The 13,172-nt window shown below is 34.9% G+C and carries 13 protein-coding genes; 9 read left to right on the top strand and 4 right to left on the bottom strand.

The window, feature by feature from the left end; all coding sequences use genetic code 11:
- Positions 1-37: 37 nt before the first annotated feature.
- The 5 genes from ACNQGB_RS09385 to ACNQGB_RS09365 all read left to right on the top strand — a co-directional run bounded on the left by ACNQGB_RS09385 (position 38) and on the right by ACNQGB_RS09365 (position 6,424).
- Complete coding sequence (locus ACNQGB_RS09385) at positions 38-1,012, top strand: PorP/SprF family type IX secretion system membrane protein (RefSeq protein ID WP_417946425.1); 975 nt, start codon at positions 38-40, stop codon at positions 1,010-1,012.
- A gap of 347 nt (positions 1,013-1,359) precedes the next feature.
- Positions 1,360-2,547, top strand: coding sequence for a phosphoglycerate kinase (locus tag ACNQGB_RS09380; RefSeq protein WP_417946427.1), 1,188 nt, complete (start codon positions 1,360-1,362; stop codon positions 2,545-2,547).
- 301 nt (positions 2,548-2,848) lie between these two features.
- The gene (locus ACNQGB_RS09375) at positions 2,849-4,909 is read left to right on the top strand and encodes a LysM peptidoglycan-binding domain-containing protein (protein ID WP_417946429.1); all 2,061 of its coding nucleotides are present in this window, start codon (positions 2,849-2,851) and stop codon (positions 4,907-4,909) included.
- Between the two features lie 48 nt (positions 4,910-4,957).
- Positions 4,958-5,935 (top strand): DUF4837 family protein, encoded by a 978-nt coding sequence (locus tag ACNQGB_RS09370; RefSeq protein ID WP_472777101.1) that lies wholly within the window; start codon positions 4,958-4,960, stop codon positions 5,933-5,935.
- Positions 5,936-5,980: 45 nt separating this feature from the next.
- Positions 5,981-6,424 carry a GNAT family N-acetyltransferase gene (locus ACNQGB_RS09365; protein ID WP_417946331.1) on the top strand — a complete coding sequence of 148 codons (444 nt, stop codon included), beginning with the start codon at positions 5,981-5,983 and terminating at the stop codon, positions 6,422-6,424.
- A gap of 39 nt (positions 6,425-6,463) precedes the next feature.
- Here the strand turns inward: ACNQGB_RS09365 and ACNQGB_RS09360 are convergent, their stop codons facing one another.
- From ACNQGB_RS09360 to ACNQGB_RS09350, 3 genes are read right to left on the bottom strand one after another with little or no spacing between them, the layout of a single operon-like run.
- The gene (locus ACNQGB_RS09360) at positions 6,464-8,101 is read right to left on the bottom strand and encodes a S41 family peptidase (RefSeq protein ID WP_417946332.1); all 1,638 of its coding nucleotides are present in this window, start codon (positions 8,099-8,101) and stop codon (positions 6,464-6,466) included.
- A gap of 4 nt (positions 8,102-8,105) precedes the next feature.
- A complete protein-coding gene (locus ACNQGB_RS09355; protein WP_417946334.1) occupies positions 8,106-8,933 on the bottom strand; it encodes a DUF4349 domain-containing protein in 828 nt (275 codons plus the stop codon).
- Between the two features lie 42 nt (positions 8,934-8,975).
- A complete protein-coding gene (locus tag ACNQGB_RS09350; RefSeq protein ID WP_417946336.1) occupies positions 8,976-9,380 on the bottom strand; it encodes a ribonuclease P protein component in 405 nt (134 codons plus the stop codon).
- A gap of 124 nt (positions 9,381-9,504) precedes the next feature.
- Here ACNQGB_RS09350 and ACNQGB_RS09345 point away from each other — a divergent pair, with 124 nt between their 5' ends.
- The 4 genes from ACNQGB_RS09345 (at position 9,505) to ACNQGB_RS09330 (ending at position 12,596) form a co-directional block, all read left to right on the top strand.
- Complete coding sequence (locus ACNQGB_RS09345; RefSeq protein WP_417946338.1) at positions 9,505-10,239, top strand: lysophospholipid acyltransferase family protein; 735 nt, start codon at positions 9,505-9,507, stop codon at positions 10,237-10,239.
- A 10-nt stretch (positions 10,240-10,249) separates the two neighbouring features.
- Positions 10,250-11,239 (top strand): acyl-ACP desaturase, encoded by a 990-nt coding sequence (locus ACNQGB_RS09340; protein WP_417946339.1) that lies wholly within the window; start codon positions 10,250-10,252, stop codon positions 11,237-11,239.
- A 90-nt stretch (positions 11,240-11,329) separates the two neighbouring features.
- Positions 11,330-11,983 (top strand): HD domain-containing protein, encoded by a 654-nt coding sequence (locus ACNQGB_RS09335; protein ID WP_417946341.1) that lies wholly within the window; start codon positions 11,330-11,332, stop codon positions 11,981-11,983.
- A gap of 301 nt (positions 11,984-12,284) precedes the next feature.
- Positions 12,285-12,596: a GIY-YIG nuclease family protein gene (locus ACNQGB_RS09330; RefSeq protein ID WP_417946343.1), complete on the top strand. Its 312-nt coding sequence runs from the start codon at positions 12,285-12,287 to the stop codon at positions 12,594-12,596.
- A gap of 121 nt (positions 12,597-12,717) precedes the next feature.
- On the opposite strand, the gene ACNQGB_RS09325 is transcribed toward ACNQGB_RS09330, so the two are convergent.
- Positions 12,718-13,122, bottom strand: a complete 405-nt coding sequence (locus ACNQGB_RS09325) for a hypothetical protein (protein WP_417946345.1) — start codon at positions 13,120-13,122, stop codon at positions 12,718-12,720.
- Positions 13,123-13,172: the final 50 nt, after the last annotated feature.

Genomic DNA, 13,172 nt, shown 5'->3' with positions numbered 1-13,172 from the left:
AACGATAAATTGATGTTGTCTGCTAAAAAATAGTATCATGAAAAAAACATTTATATCTTTTTTACTACTGACTGTGACGCTTTCGTCGTCCAGTCAGGAGTTAAATTTGCCCGTTTTTACGCAGTATCTTGCTGATAATCCCTTTGTTCTGTCACCAGCATATGCGGGAATTGGAGACAACTTTAGGGTTAGAATCAATGGTTTAACGCAATGGGTAGGGATAAAAGACGCCCCGGATAACCAATCTCTTTATGCTGATTTTAGGATCGCAGATCGATCGGGTGTGGGGATTTCAATTTACAATGATAAAAATGGGTACACGAGACAAACAGGTGCCAAAGTTTCCTTTGCACACCATATTATTTTAGATTATTACTCCAAGCAGTACTTGTCTTTTGGAATATCGTATAATTACAACAATTTTAAAATTGATATAGATGAGTTTAACCCTGATTTTGAAAATCCAGTTTTAGATCCAAGCATTACCGACAATCGATTCACGTCTAACAATAACTTTGATGTAAGTTTACTATACCGTAATAAAGGTTTTTACGCTGCTTTTAACGCCAGTAATCTATTAGACAAGAATACCGATAAGTTTTCAGGAATTGAGCCTGTATTGCTTCGAAATTATCAAGTGTATAGTGGGATGGTCATTAAAGGAGCCACAAACCAAGAGGAGTTTGAACCGAGCGTCTATTTTCAATATTTTGCCAGTGATAAAAGGTCAAGTACCGATGTTAACTTTAAATACAGAAGGTTTAACAACTATGACGATTATTATTGGATAGGGGCTTCGTATCGTTTCTTGAATGACCAGCCGGGAAAACCACTTAATTTAGGTCCAATGCTGGGTTTTCAAAAGTCTAAATTTTATTTTGGATACTCCTATCAACTAACGTTTAACGAACTGTCCTCCTTCAATTCTGGAACGCATATGATTACTTTAGGATTTGACTTTTTACAAGGCATCAGCGATTGTCCGTGTACGCAAGGTCCTGTTCACGATTAAAACACAATTTTGTTAGATACTAAATCCGACTTCGTAAAAGAGTCGGATTTTTTTGTGATTTGTGTTCAGTGTTAAGAATTTCATCTGCGCTCGATTTGGAAATAGTAAAATGTGATCGAATTTACATAAACAGTCGACTTTCGTCTTGCAATACTTGATTATAAAAGTAGCATTTCTATTATGCTCCAAAGCCTTGTTGTTTGACTTTAAAGTGTCGTTTAATCCATTTAAAAATTACAACGTTTTCGTAGCTAAAAAACGATTCAATCGTTTATTGAGGTATTCATTGCTACTCTAAAAGTGCTATATTTGTTACTCTATGATGAAAATTAACTAAAAACAGACTGATGAAAACTTTAAATGATTTCGATTTCAAAAATAAAAAAGCAATAATCCGAGTAGATTTTAATGTTCCTTTGGATGAAAATTTCAACGTAACTGATGCGACTCGTATCGAAGCTGCAAAACCTACAATTGATGCGATACTGAAACAAGGTGGAAGTGTAATTTTGATGTCACATTTAGGCAGACCAAAGGGAGTTGACGCACAATTTTCATTAAAACACATCCTGAATACAACTGCCGAAGTCTTGGGCGTTCCGGTTCAATTTACATCTAACTGTATCGGTGCAGAGGCTAAAGAGGCAGCTGAAAAACTGCAAGCAGGCGAAGTTTTACTTTTAGAAAACTTGCGTTTCCATAGTGAAGAGGAAGCAGGAGATGTGGCTTTCGCCAAAGAATTAGCGTCACTAGGAGCTATTTATGTCAATGATGCTTTTGGTACCGCACACAGAGCTCACGCTTCAACAACTATTATTGCACAATTTTTTCCAACAGCAAAATGTTTTGGATTGTTGTTAGCTAAAGAAATAGAAAGTTTAAACAAAGTATTGAAAAATAGTGAAAAACCAGTAACTGCCGTTTTGGGTGGGTCTAAGGTTTCGTCTAAAATTACGGTTATTGAGAATATTTTAGATAAAGTAGACCACATGATTATTGGTGGCGGGATGACCTTTACTTTTGTAAAAGCATTAGGCGGTAAAATAGGGAATTCTATTTGTGAAGATGACAAACAGGAGTTGGCTCTGGAAATTTTAAGATTGGCTAAAGAAAAAGGCGTCCAAATTCACATCCCAGTTGATGTGATTGCAGCAGATAGTTTTTCGAATACAGCCAATACACAAACCGTAGATGTCAATGAAATTCCAGATGGTTGGCAAGGTCTGGACGCAGGTCCAAAATCATTGGAGCAGTTCAAAAAAGTAATTATGGATTCTAAAACAATCTTGTGGAACGGACCATTAGGCGTGTTTGAAATGGAGAATTTTGCACATGGAACTATTGCGCTAGGAAATTTTATTGCAGAATCAACTGCAAACGGAGCATTCTCACTGGTGGGAGGCGGAGATTCTGTGGCAGCAGTAAAACAATTTGGACTTGAAGATAAAATGAGCTACGTGTCTACGGGTGGTGGTGCCATGCTGGAAATGCTGGAAGGGCGCACTTTACCGGGAATTGCTGCAATTTTAGATTAATTAGAGCAAAGACTAAAATTTAATTGATTCATAGCGTGACAAGATTACGCTATACTGTACAGGAAACCTTGGTGATACAAAATGTCATCGAGGTTTTTTTTATATAGTTTAGTCATTTATTTATATAATTCACTGATTTTTTTATAAAGGTTTTACTGTAAAAATTGTATAAAAATGTTTCAAAACAAGGCTAAAACTGCATTTTTAACACTTTTTAACTAAATTTTTACAATAAACCTGCTAAGTTTGTAAATAACACGCTTTGTAATCATTTGAAATATAGGTCTTTGATCGTAAAAATATGAATATAAAAAACACCACAGTATCGTTTTTTCTGTTAGCATCGGTACATTTATTTTCGCAAGAAACAGTTGTAAATAAAGAGTTTACCAAAATAGAAACAAAACAATCCTATTTAGATTCGATAAAGAATTCTTTCGTAAAAAGCGCAGTAGCTTCTCGAGTAGACAGTTTGTGGATGAAGGAGTTAACCAATCTTGATTTGTACAATAATCTTAGTGCGGATATTAAAACCATTAATATCGATCAAACAGTAGATTATGAGTTGCCTACAGCGCTTTTGAAAGAGCGATTAGCGGCTATGGATGCCAAGTCTCCATTTAATATTGAGTACAATGTAGGACTAGAAAACATCATCAAATCATTCTTAAAGTATCGAAAAAAGTCATTTGAACGGTTAATGGGCTCTTCAGAATATTATTTTCCAATTTTTGAAGAGGCTTTGGCCAAGCAAAATGTCCCTTTAGAAATAAAATATTTGGCGATTGTAGAATCTGCTTTAAATCCTAAAGCAGTTTCTAAAATGGGTGCAACAGGACTGTGGCAATTTATGTATCAAACAGGAAAACAATATGGATTAAAAATTGATTCTTATATTGATGAACGAAGCGACCCATTGCGAGCGAGTGATGCAGCGGCGCAGTACATGACCAATATGTATAAAATGTTTGGCGATTGGGATTTGGTTTTGGCGTCCTATAATTCTGGTCCAGGTAATGTAACCAAAGCCATCAGACGTTCGGGTGGGCAGCAAAATTATTGGAACATCAGAAAAAATCTTCCGAGAGAAACGCAAGGATATGTCCCCGCTTTTCTGGCAACGATGTACATTTACGAGTACCATAAGGAACACGGAATTGTCCCAAATAGAGCCGTAGTAAAACATTTTGCCACGGATACAATTGCAATCAAACAACAAATGTCTTTCAAGCAAATATCTGATTTATTGGATGTTCCTGTGGCACAATTGCAGGTTTTGAATCCGTCCTACAAGCTCAACGCGATTCCGTTTTACCAAAATGAAAACCATTATTTGAGATTACCTCAAGAAAAAATTGCTGTTTTTGTATCTAATGAAGCTCAAATATACGCCTATGTTCAACATGAATTGGATAAACGCGAGAGACCTTTTGAAATGCAAAAAGCATTGGTAGTAAAGGATACGGTAAATGCAACTGTAGTAGCGGGTAAAGTTCCAGAATTTAAGTATTACAAAGTAAAAAAGGGAGATAATTTAAAAAGCATCGCTGTAAAATATAATGTTGCTGTTTCCGATATAAAACATTGGAATAAGTTAACTAGTAGTAGTCTGGCATCTGGTAAGAGTTTAAAAATAGTCATTGGTACGGATTCGAGTAGTGCTCTTAAAGATACTAGAGTTGCTTTGGCTTTAAGCGATAAAAAAGGAAGCAATCAAAAAGTTGATGCTGACGAAATAAAAGGCAACAAAGAGAATGAAATTAAGAAAGGAGTAGCAGCAGTGCCAATTGTCACTAATGCATCACAACAGTACGTAGTACAAAAAGGAGACAACCTAGGCATGATTGCTAAGAAATATGAGGTTACAGTTGCCGATATTCAAGAGTGGAATCACCTTTCTAATAACAATGTACAAATAGGAGCTACGTTGCAGGTTGCCAAAAATGAGTTGAACCGTAAAACAGAATTAACAGTAGTTCAAGAGCGAAAAGACATTGAATATATTGTTTTACAAGGCGACAATCTTGGAACTATCGGGAAGAAATTTGGAGCTTCTATAACGGATTTAAAACAATGGAATAATCTACCAGACAATAGCATAGGCGTGGGAGCCACTTTGATTGTTGCCAAGGACGAGATTGTCATTAATACGAACAAAGCAACGGTTAGTTCATTTAAGAAAAAAGCAAACAACGGGTTGCCATCCAAAAAAGAAGCACTTGATTATTATGTAAAAAAAGGAGACTCTTTGTATAGCATATCACAAAAATATCCTGGAGTAACGATTGCTGATCTAAAAAAATGGAACGGTATTCGCGGTGAAGATATCAAGCCCGGAATGAAGTTAAAAATAAACGGATAATACAATTAACTTCTATAAATTTGGGTTTTATTTTATAATTGAATCACAATGTATAAAGCCTATTTTTTATTTCCTTTCCTTTCCTTGCTGTTTTTTTCCTGTAAAAATGACAAGCAATCCATGCTGCGAAAAACAGCTGGGAAAATCAATACGATTTCGGTTATTATTGAGGATCAATTATGGAATGCGGATGTTGGTGACAGCATTAGAAATAAGTTTGCTTCCCCAGTCATAGGTTTGCCACAAGAAGAACCCTTGTTTAACATCAACCAATATCCAGTGAAATTATTGGAGGGTTTTATGACGGACACTCGAGCAATAATTGTAGTTAAGAAAGGCGAATTAAATAAATTTAAGATTGTCAAAGATCAATACGCTTCACCTCAGAATGTGTTTCATATTTCGGGTAAAACAAGTGTAGATATAATTGCTAGCCTTGAGAAACATGCTCCTCAGATGATTCAGCTAATCAAAGATGCAGAAATAGCGGAAAGCCAAAAAATTAACGGGTTATCTCACATTAATCCGACTGTTATTTCAAATAAATTCCACATCAATTTACAAGTTCCTTCTGGTTATGCCTATGTGCTTCAAAAAAGCAATTTTATGTGGTTGAAAAAAGAGATTATTGGGGGCAACACCAGTCTTTTAATTTATCAAGTGCCTTTGAGTGCGATAAAGAAAGACAAAGATGTTATTAGTAATATCATAAGAATACGCGATTCTATTGGGAAATTATACATTACAGGAACTGAACCCAATACGAATATGATCACCGAAGAAGCGTATGCGCCGTATCTTTCTAAGATTACTTTTGATGCAAAAGACACTTTTGAAACGAAGGGAACGTGGGAATTAAACAATGATTTCATGTCGGGTCCTTTCATTAATTATGCCATAATCGATACGCAATACAATCGCATTTTAGTTTTAGAAGGTTTTTGTTATGCCCCTTCTAAGGAAAAGCGGGATCTCATGCACGAGCTCGAATCGATTATTAAATCTGTTGAAGTACAAAAAAAATAGTATTTATTTTCATTTCTTTGTAGTCTAAAAAAACAAAAAAGGACGATGGTACATTGGAAAATCAAAGCGTTTGACGCACTTACGGTTCACGAACTATATGATGTATTGCAATTACGAAGCGAGATCTTTGTGGTAGAACAAAATTGCGTTTATCTTGATCTTGACGGAAAAGACAAAGTTGCCTTGCACCTCATAGGTGAGTTTGAGGGAGAAATTGTAGCACATTCTAGATTGTTTCAACCCGGAATAAGTTTTGATTACGCATCGATTGGGAGAGTTACCGTTTCGCCTAAATACCGCGATCGAAAATGGGGACATGAATTAATGAGGGAATCAATAGCTGGAATTGCGTTGCATTTTGGCGAAAGCAACATCACTATTGGAGCACAATTGTACCTGAAAAAATTCTATGAAAGCCACGGATTTGTGCAAACAAGTGAAATGTATTTAGAAGATGATATTCCGCATATTGAAATGAAAAGAACCTAACTAAATTTGTATACTCTATAAAAGGCTATATCGCTTTCATTATATCTTAAGTATCGTTTTGTATTCAGTAGTATTGTTCAAAATACTCATCGCTTTTTTAATCTCTGTATTATTTTTAATGTAATACTGATACAATCCTTCTTGGTATTGATATCGTTTTATAATTTCATCCAAAATAAGATTTTTAATTTCTTTTTGGTTTTTGTCCAATAAAGCATTCTCACTTTTTTGAAGCGCGGTCAGCAATTGTTGGTATTCTGCAAGAATTGAATCGTCTATTTTTTCTTTTTTGGCTACAGCCAAAGTGTTTTTTAATGCAAGCTCAGTTTCGGTATCAAAAGAGAATTTTTGGGTCTTTAAAAACTGTTTAAAATCTATAAAATCGGCATCAGAAAGTGTAGGTATGCGGTTTCCTAGATCAGGATTTTTATAATAATAACTGGTTACATAATTAAAAATCCCATCGTTTTTGATTAAAGCATCAGTGATTGGGCTAGATTTAGTATCCTCTAGTTCAATATCTGGTTGAATTCCGCCACCGTCATATACGGTTCTTCCTTTTCGGGTTTTAAAGGCGTTAAAGTTTTTCTCTTCGGTTTTTATGGCTTTACCATTTTTGTCTTTTTTAGAGTAATCCAGTGCTTGAATGCATCTTCCGGATGGCGTGTAATAACGGGAAATGGTAACTTTGAGTTGTGTTCCAAAGGTTAAATCAACCGGTCTTTGTACCAGTCCTTTTCCAAAACTACGACTTCCTACCACTACAGCACGATCTAAATCTTGTAACGCGCCAGCCACGATTTCGGAGGCAGAAGCACTGCGACCATTGACAAGAATAATCAATGGAATTTCAGTATCTACAGGATCTTTAGTTGTTTTATAGGTACTGTTGTGCTTCTCAATTTTTGATTTTGTAGTAACAATAGTCTCGTTTTTGGGAACGAATAAATTGCAAATATTTACGGCTTCATTCAATAATCCTCCTGGATTATCTCTAACGTCAAGTATAATGCGTTCTGCACCTTGTTTTTTTAGTTCTTCCAGCGCCTCTTTGGTTTCGTTGGATGCTTTTTTATTAAAATGTGACAAAACAATATAGCCTGTTTTATCGTCTATTTTTGCATAAAAGGGAACCGATTTAATTTCGACTTCATCCAAAACAATTTGAGTCGCATTGGTTTTTCCTTGTCGGATGTATTTGATATCGATTTTAGTATTTTTTGCACCTTTAAAAAGCTGGGAAGCATCCTCTTTAAAATCAGCCAAAACAACGTCTCCAATTTGTATAATTTCGTCGCCTGCTTTCAATCCTGCTTTATCGGCAGGGAAATTTTTATAGGCTTCTTTGACAATTAATTTGTCCTCTTTTCGAGTTAATAATGCGCCTATACCGGTATATTCTCCCGTATTGTTGATTTTGAATCGCACCACGTCTTGCTCGTTAAAATAAACGGTGTAAGGATCAAGGTTGGCGAGCATTCCCTTAATCGCTTTGTCCATTAAATCACCAGGATTTGTTTCATCTACATAATTGCGGTTTAATTCCTTGAAAAGAGTAGTGAATATCTCGATTTGCTTGGCAATTTCAAAAAAATCATCTTTGAAACTAGCACCAATAAAAAGAAATGCTGAGGCGACAACAGGGAGTATAAATTTTTTTTTGAAGAAAGAATACATTGATTTATATTTTTTTTGTCTTAAAACGTTTTCTAATAAAGTAACCTATTGCAATCAAAATGAGGATAAAAGGCCAAATGCTCAGTAGATTTATGAATAAACTCGAAAGACTATTGAATCCTGATTTGATAGCAGTCCAAATTTTTGTTCCATATGATTCCGTAGCGCCACTAGCTTCGGCAATAGATTTGTAAAATTCTATAGTGATGGTGCTGTAGGAAACTTGGTTTTGCATGTAGTTCAACTGACCTTCTTTTGCTTCAATTTCTTCTCGAATAGCCGAAAGTTGTTTTTCTATTTCTAGCATTTCGGTGACCTTGTTTGCTTTTTTCAAAAGTTCAAGATACCGATTTTCCAATACTTTTTTTGCTTTTAATCGGGCATCAAGATCGATAAACTCAGCAGTGACGTCTTGTGAAGTAATTTCTTTAGTATCAAAATAAGCAACTCCTTTTGAAATATCTTTCAAAAACAAATCAAAATTTTGGCTTGGAACCCGAATGATTAATCTTCTAAATACGGATTCATAATCTTTGCCTTCACTATCGTTTTGAATAGTTGCTTTACTGTTTTTTACTGCATTTTGTATTTGGGTATAGGTTGCGACTAAATCATTTGCTTCAAAACGAAGATTGCCTGTTTTGATGATTTTTTGTTCCGTCTTTTCTTTTACGGGAGAGTCCATTTTATCAGCGCTGTAGATACCATTTGGTTCAGATTCTCTTTTTGCGGGAAGTTTAATAGCTGAGATTTTCATATCTAAATCAGTATCAGCTTTTTTACAATTGGAAAAACAAAGGAGTACAAGAAGAAATAAAAGTATTGACTTCATAAATAGGTCATTTTAATGCTAAAAATACAAAAAATAGAATTGTTACTCTTCTTTTTTTATTTGAAGCAAAAACTTCTCAAACAATTGAATGGTTTTAGTGTTGATTTCCTCGTAGGATAAGCGGTCCTTCGTTTGGTAAAAAAACATAAAAGAATACGGTTGGTCTAGATTGTCAATAAGTAGGTGTTTGTTTAAACGATAGGTTTCGCGCAACACTCGTTTGAAGTAATTGCGATCGACGGCTTTCTTGAAATTCTTTTTGGAAACCGAAACGCCCATTTTAATTTTTTCTCCCATCCCGAAGTTTCGGGATTCGGGATTGTTATAGTCACTTGATTTATAGACCAATCGCAACGGATATTTAGATACAGATTTCCCTTCGGTAAACAATAATCCAATCGTGATTTTGCTTTTTAGTTTTTCGGTTTTTGGGTATGTGAAATTCATTGTAATAGAAAAAAGAGACTATTTAAAGTCGCAAAGTTACGATTTAACGAGTAGCCTATGTATTGTTTTGGATGCAAATACCGCTAAAAATATATTTCTTACTTTTGTACCAAAATTTTAAAGCATGCAAAAACTGATTTCATATCCCATTTCTGTTATTTATTATTTGTGTTTTGGCTTAACTTTGGTAATTTTTCATCCAATACAGTGGGTTTGTCTCAATGTTTTTGGTTACCAAGCGCATAAGATAAGCGTCGATTATTTGAATTTTTTCTTGTTGAGGTGCACCAATCTTTTAGGAACAACTTATAAATTTGAAAATAGGGAAAGCATTCCAGAAAATGTTCCAATAATTTTTGTGTCGAACCATCAAAGTATGTATGATATTATTGCTATGATTTGGTTTTTTCGCCGATCTCATTGTAAATTTGTCAGCAAGAAGGAGTTGGGAAAAGGTATTCCAAGTGTTTCGTATAATTTGCGTCACGGAGGTTCAGTTCTTATTGATCGAAAAGATCCCAAACAAGCCATACCAGCTATTAAGGGATTAGCTGAATATATAGAGAAGCACAATCGTTCAGCAGTTATTTTTCCCGAAGGAACACGAAGTAAAACGGGCGTACCCAAAGCGTTCTCTCAAACGGGATTGAAAATTTTATGCAAAAACGCTCCCTCGGCATACGTGGTTCCAGTAAGTATAAACAATTCTTGGAAAATAGTTAAATACGGATTTTTTCCATTAGGTTTAGGAAATCGCCTTACCTTTGTAGTGCATAAACCTTTAGCGGTAAGCGAGTATGATTTTGCTGATTTGATAGAAAAAACAGAAGCAGCAGTAGTTCAAGGAATAAAAATTTAATTTATATATAATGTCAATAAAAAACATTCGATTAGAAGTAATGCAGTTTTTGGAAAAAAACGTAGATAGCTTTGTCGATCAGTATCTAATTCCAGTAGAAAAAATATGGCAACCTACAGATTTTTTGCCAAATTCTCAGAGCGATACTTTTTTTGATGAGGTCAAAGAATTACGTGAAATTGCAAAAGAATTACCATACGATTTTTGGGTAACTTTAGTAGGTGATACCATTACTGAAGAGGCATTGCCAACGTATGAATCTTGGTTAATGGACGTAGAGGGAATTGATAACGTAGAAAGAAACGGTTGGTCTAAATGGATCAGACAATGGACAGGTGAAGAAAATCGTCATGGCGATTTGCTGAACAAATATTTGTATTTATCCGGTCGAGTGAACATGCGCGAAGTCGAAATGACAACACAGCACTTGATCAACGATGGTTTTGATATTGGGACTGGAAGAGATCCATATAAAAATTTTATTTACACTAGTTTTCAAGAATTGGCTACCTACGTTTCTCACAATAGAGTGGCGCAAATGGCCAAGAAATACGGAGATAACAAATTATCTAAAATGTGTAAAATGATTGCTGGTGACGAGATGCGCCATCATCATGCATATAGCGAATTTGTAAACCGAATTTTCCAGATTGATCCTAGCGAAATGATGCTTGCTTTTCAATACATGATGAAAGCAAAAATCGTTATGCCAGCGCATTTCTTGAGAGAATCAGGTGAAAAAATCAGTACCGCATTTGAACAATTTTCTGATTCGGCACAACGAATTGGTGTATACACTGCAGCCGATTATGTTGATATCATGCAGAAATTAATTGACAAATGGGAAATTGACAAGATTTCTGGTTTGACAGATGAGGCCGAAAAAGCACGTGATTATTTAATGAAATTACCAGGAAGAATGGCAAAAATATCTGAAAGATTAGTGATTCCACAAGAGTCACATATTTTCAAATGGGTAGAGCCAGCTTTGATACGATAGATTTCTGAATTCTAAATAAAGAATATAAATGTTGGATTTTGAAGTTGGATAACTTTAAAATTCAACATTTTTTTTAAAATATAATAAACAATGACAAACCCTGATTTAATTGCTAAAACAATTCTATTTGTTAAAGAAAAACTCAACGATGCCGAAGGCGGACACGACTGGTTTCATATCGAAAGAGTGTATAAAAATGCTGTTTTGATTTCGAAAAATGAAGTTTGTGACACCACTATTGTTCAACTGGGTGCTTTGCTGCACGATATTGCTGATAGTAAGTTTCATAATGGTGACGAATCTATTGGTCCACGAATAGCGCGGGAATTTTTAGAGTCAGAAAAGGTTGATGAGGAGATTATCACGCATGTGGTGAATATCATTGAAAACATATCCTTCAAAGGCGGTAATTTCGAGAAAAAATTTACTTCGATAGAATTGAGTATTGTTCAGGATGCAGATCGTTTAGACGCGATTGGAGCGATTGGAATTGCGAGAACGTTCAATTATGGGGGATTTAAAAATAGAACACTCTACGATCCTGAAATCGCACCAAATTCGAGTATGACTAAGGAAGAATACAAGAAGAACGATTCTCCAACGATCAATCATTTCTACGAGAAATTATTGCTCTTAAAAGACAAGATGAATACAGCCACAGGAAAACAAATTTCACAAGAAAGACATCTTTATATGGAAGGTTTTCTAGCGCAGTTTTATGCGGAATGGGAAGGGGAGAAGTGAGTAAGCAGTGTTCAGTCCCCAAGCTTCGGGATTAGTATTCAGTTTGTTGACGTTGGAAGTGTCTAGGTACTTTTTATTAAAGAAAAATCAAGCCAGAATAGGGTTTCCTTCAGAATAAGAAATTAAATGGATAATTTAGTGCTTAAAATTTCCCATTTTTTTGCGTCTAGTTTGTCACGCTGGAAGCGTCTCATCGCCGGCTTTAAAGTAAAAGCAAACTAGTATAGGAATATGTTACGCTACAAAAAGAAGAATAAAAATCTTATGTTTAAAAAATATTCTCTATTTTTAAGTTAAAAAAATGATTGAATATACCGAAGGAATCTACAACTTTTATGTTTACATTTTAACCAATAAAAATAGAACCGTTTTGTATACGGGCGTCACCAATAATTTAAAACGAAGGCTTGCCGAGCATAAAAATCACATTAACACCAAAAGTTTTACTGCCCGCTACAATGTTGAGTTTTTGATTTATTATGAACATTTCGGTTGGATTCAACTTGCCATTGCCAGAGAAAAAGAAATCAAAGACATGCGAAGAGAATTAAAGTTAAATTTGATCACAGCTTTTAATCCAGAAATGAAATTTTTAGACTCTCATTTTGAGTAGGGATTCCTTCGGAATGACAAATGACATGGACAATTTTTGTATTTAAATTTTACTGGTTTTTTCTGCTTAGCTTGGCACGCTAGAAACGATTAATTGCCTACTAATTTTTAAATCAAAAATCTTAAATCGAAATCCCTTTCGCTTGCATTTCTAAAATAACATCCGAAGCATTTTTAAAAGTTGGTGCTTGTTCCACAATACTTCCTACTCTTTTTTTATTGAGTTTAAAGGTGATGTCATTCTCGGTAGTAAACAGCAAAGCAGTCAAAAATGGGTTATTCATGTAGGGAGCTAATATAATAAAAGCTTCGTCTAGCGTATGAAAACTCTCTACTTCTTCGGTTTTGTAGCGCGCTATAACCGAAAGACTAAACACGTCATTTTCTTGTAAAACAGGACGCACATAAATGTTTTTCAGTTCCGTATCACCAATAGTTTTGGCAAGTGTTAGTTTAGCGTAGGTATGGTTTTCGATGCTTTCTTTTACCTTTTCCCAAAACTGGGCAAATACTGGTTGGAAGGACATAAGTTGATTTTTTTATAGATTGTTTTCAGAAATGAGTTTTCAAAAGTATA

It is taken from the genome of Flavobacterium frigidum (assembly GCF_048286795.2).
Note: the sequence above shows the minus strand (reverse complement) of the source record. Positions and strands in the feature narration are given on the sequence as shown.

Bases quoted from the DNA above. Each gene is read 5' to 3' on its own strand.
- ACNQGB_RS09380 (WP_417946427.1), top strand. From the start codon at position 1,360: ATGAAAACTTTAAATGATTTCGATTTCAAAAATAAAAAAGCAATAATC.
- ACNQGB_RS09385 (WP_417946425.1), top strand. From the start codon at position 38: ATGAAAAAAACATTTATATCTTTTTTACTACTGACTGTGACGCTTTCG.
- ACNQGB_RS09325 (WP_417946345.1), bottom strand. From the start codon at position 13,122: ATGTCCTTCCAACCAGTATTTGCCCAGTTTTGGGAAAAGGTAAAAGAA.
- ACNQGB_RS09360 (WP_417946332.1), bottom strand. From the start codon at position 8,101: ATGTATTCTTTCTTCAAAAAAAAATTTATACTCCCTGTTGTCGCCTCA.
- ACNQGB_RS09340 (WP_417946339.1), top strand. From the start codon at position 10,250: ATGTCAATAAAAAACATTCGATTAGAAGTAATGCAGTTTTTGGAAAAA.
- ACNQGB_RS09330 (WP_417946343.1), top strand. From the start codon at position 12,285: ATGATTGAATATACCGAAGGAATCTACAACTTTTATGTTTACATTTTA.
- ACNQGB_RS09375 (WP_417946429.1), top strand. From the start codon at position 2,849: ATGAATATAAAAAACACCACAGTATCGTTTTTTCTGTTAGCATCGGTA.
- ACNQGB_RS09370 (WP_472777101.1), top strand. From the start codon at position 4,958: ATGTATAAAGCCTATTTTTTATTTCCTTTCCTTTCCTTGCTGTTTTTT.
- ACNQGB_RS09345 (WP_417946338.1), top strand. From the start codon at position 9,505: ATGCAAAAACTGATTTCATATCCCATTTCTGTTATTTATTATTTGTGT.
- ACNQGB_RS09350 (WP_417946336.1), bottom strand. From the start codon at position 9,380: ATGAATTTCACATACCCAAAAACCGAAAAACTAAAAAGCAAAATCACG.
- ACNQGB_RS09335 (WP_417946341.1), top strand. From the start codon at position 11,330: ATGACAAACCCTGATTTAATTGCTAAAACAATTCTATTTGTTAAAGAA.
- ACNQGB_RS09365 (WP_417946331.1), top strand. From the start codon at position 5,981: ATGGTACATTGGAAAATCAAAGCGTTTGACGCACTTACGGTTCACGAA.
- ACNQGB_RS09355 (WP_417946334.1), bottom strand. From the start codon at position 8,933: ATGAAGTCAATACTTTTATTTCTTCTTGTACTCCTTTGTTTTTCCAAT.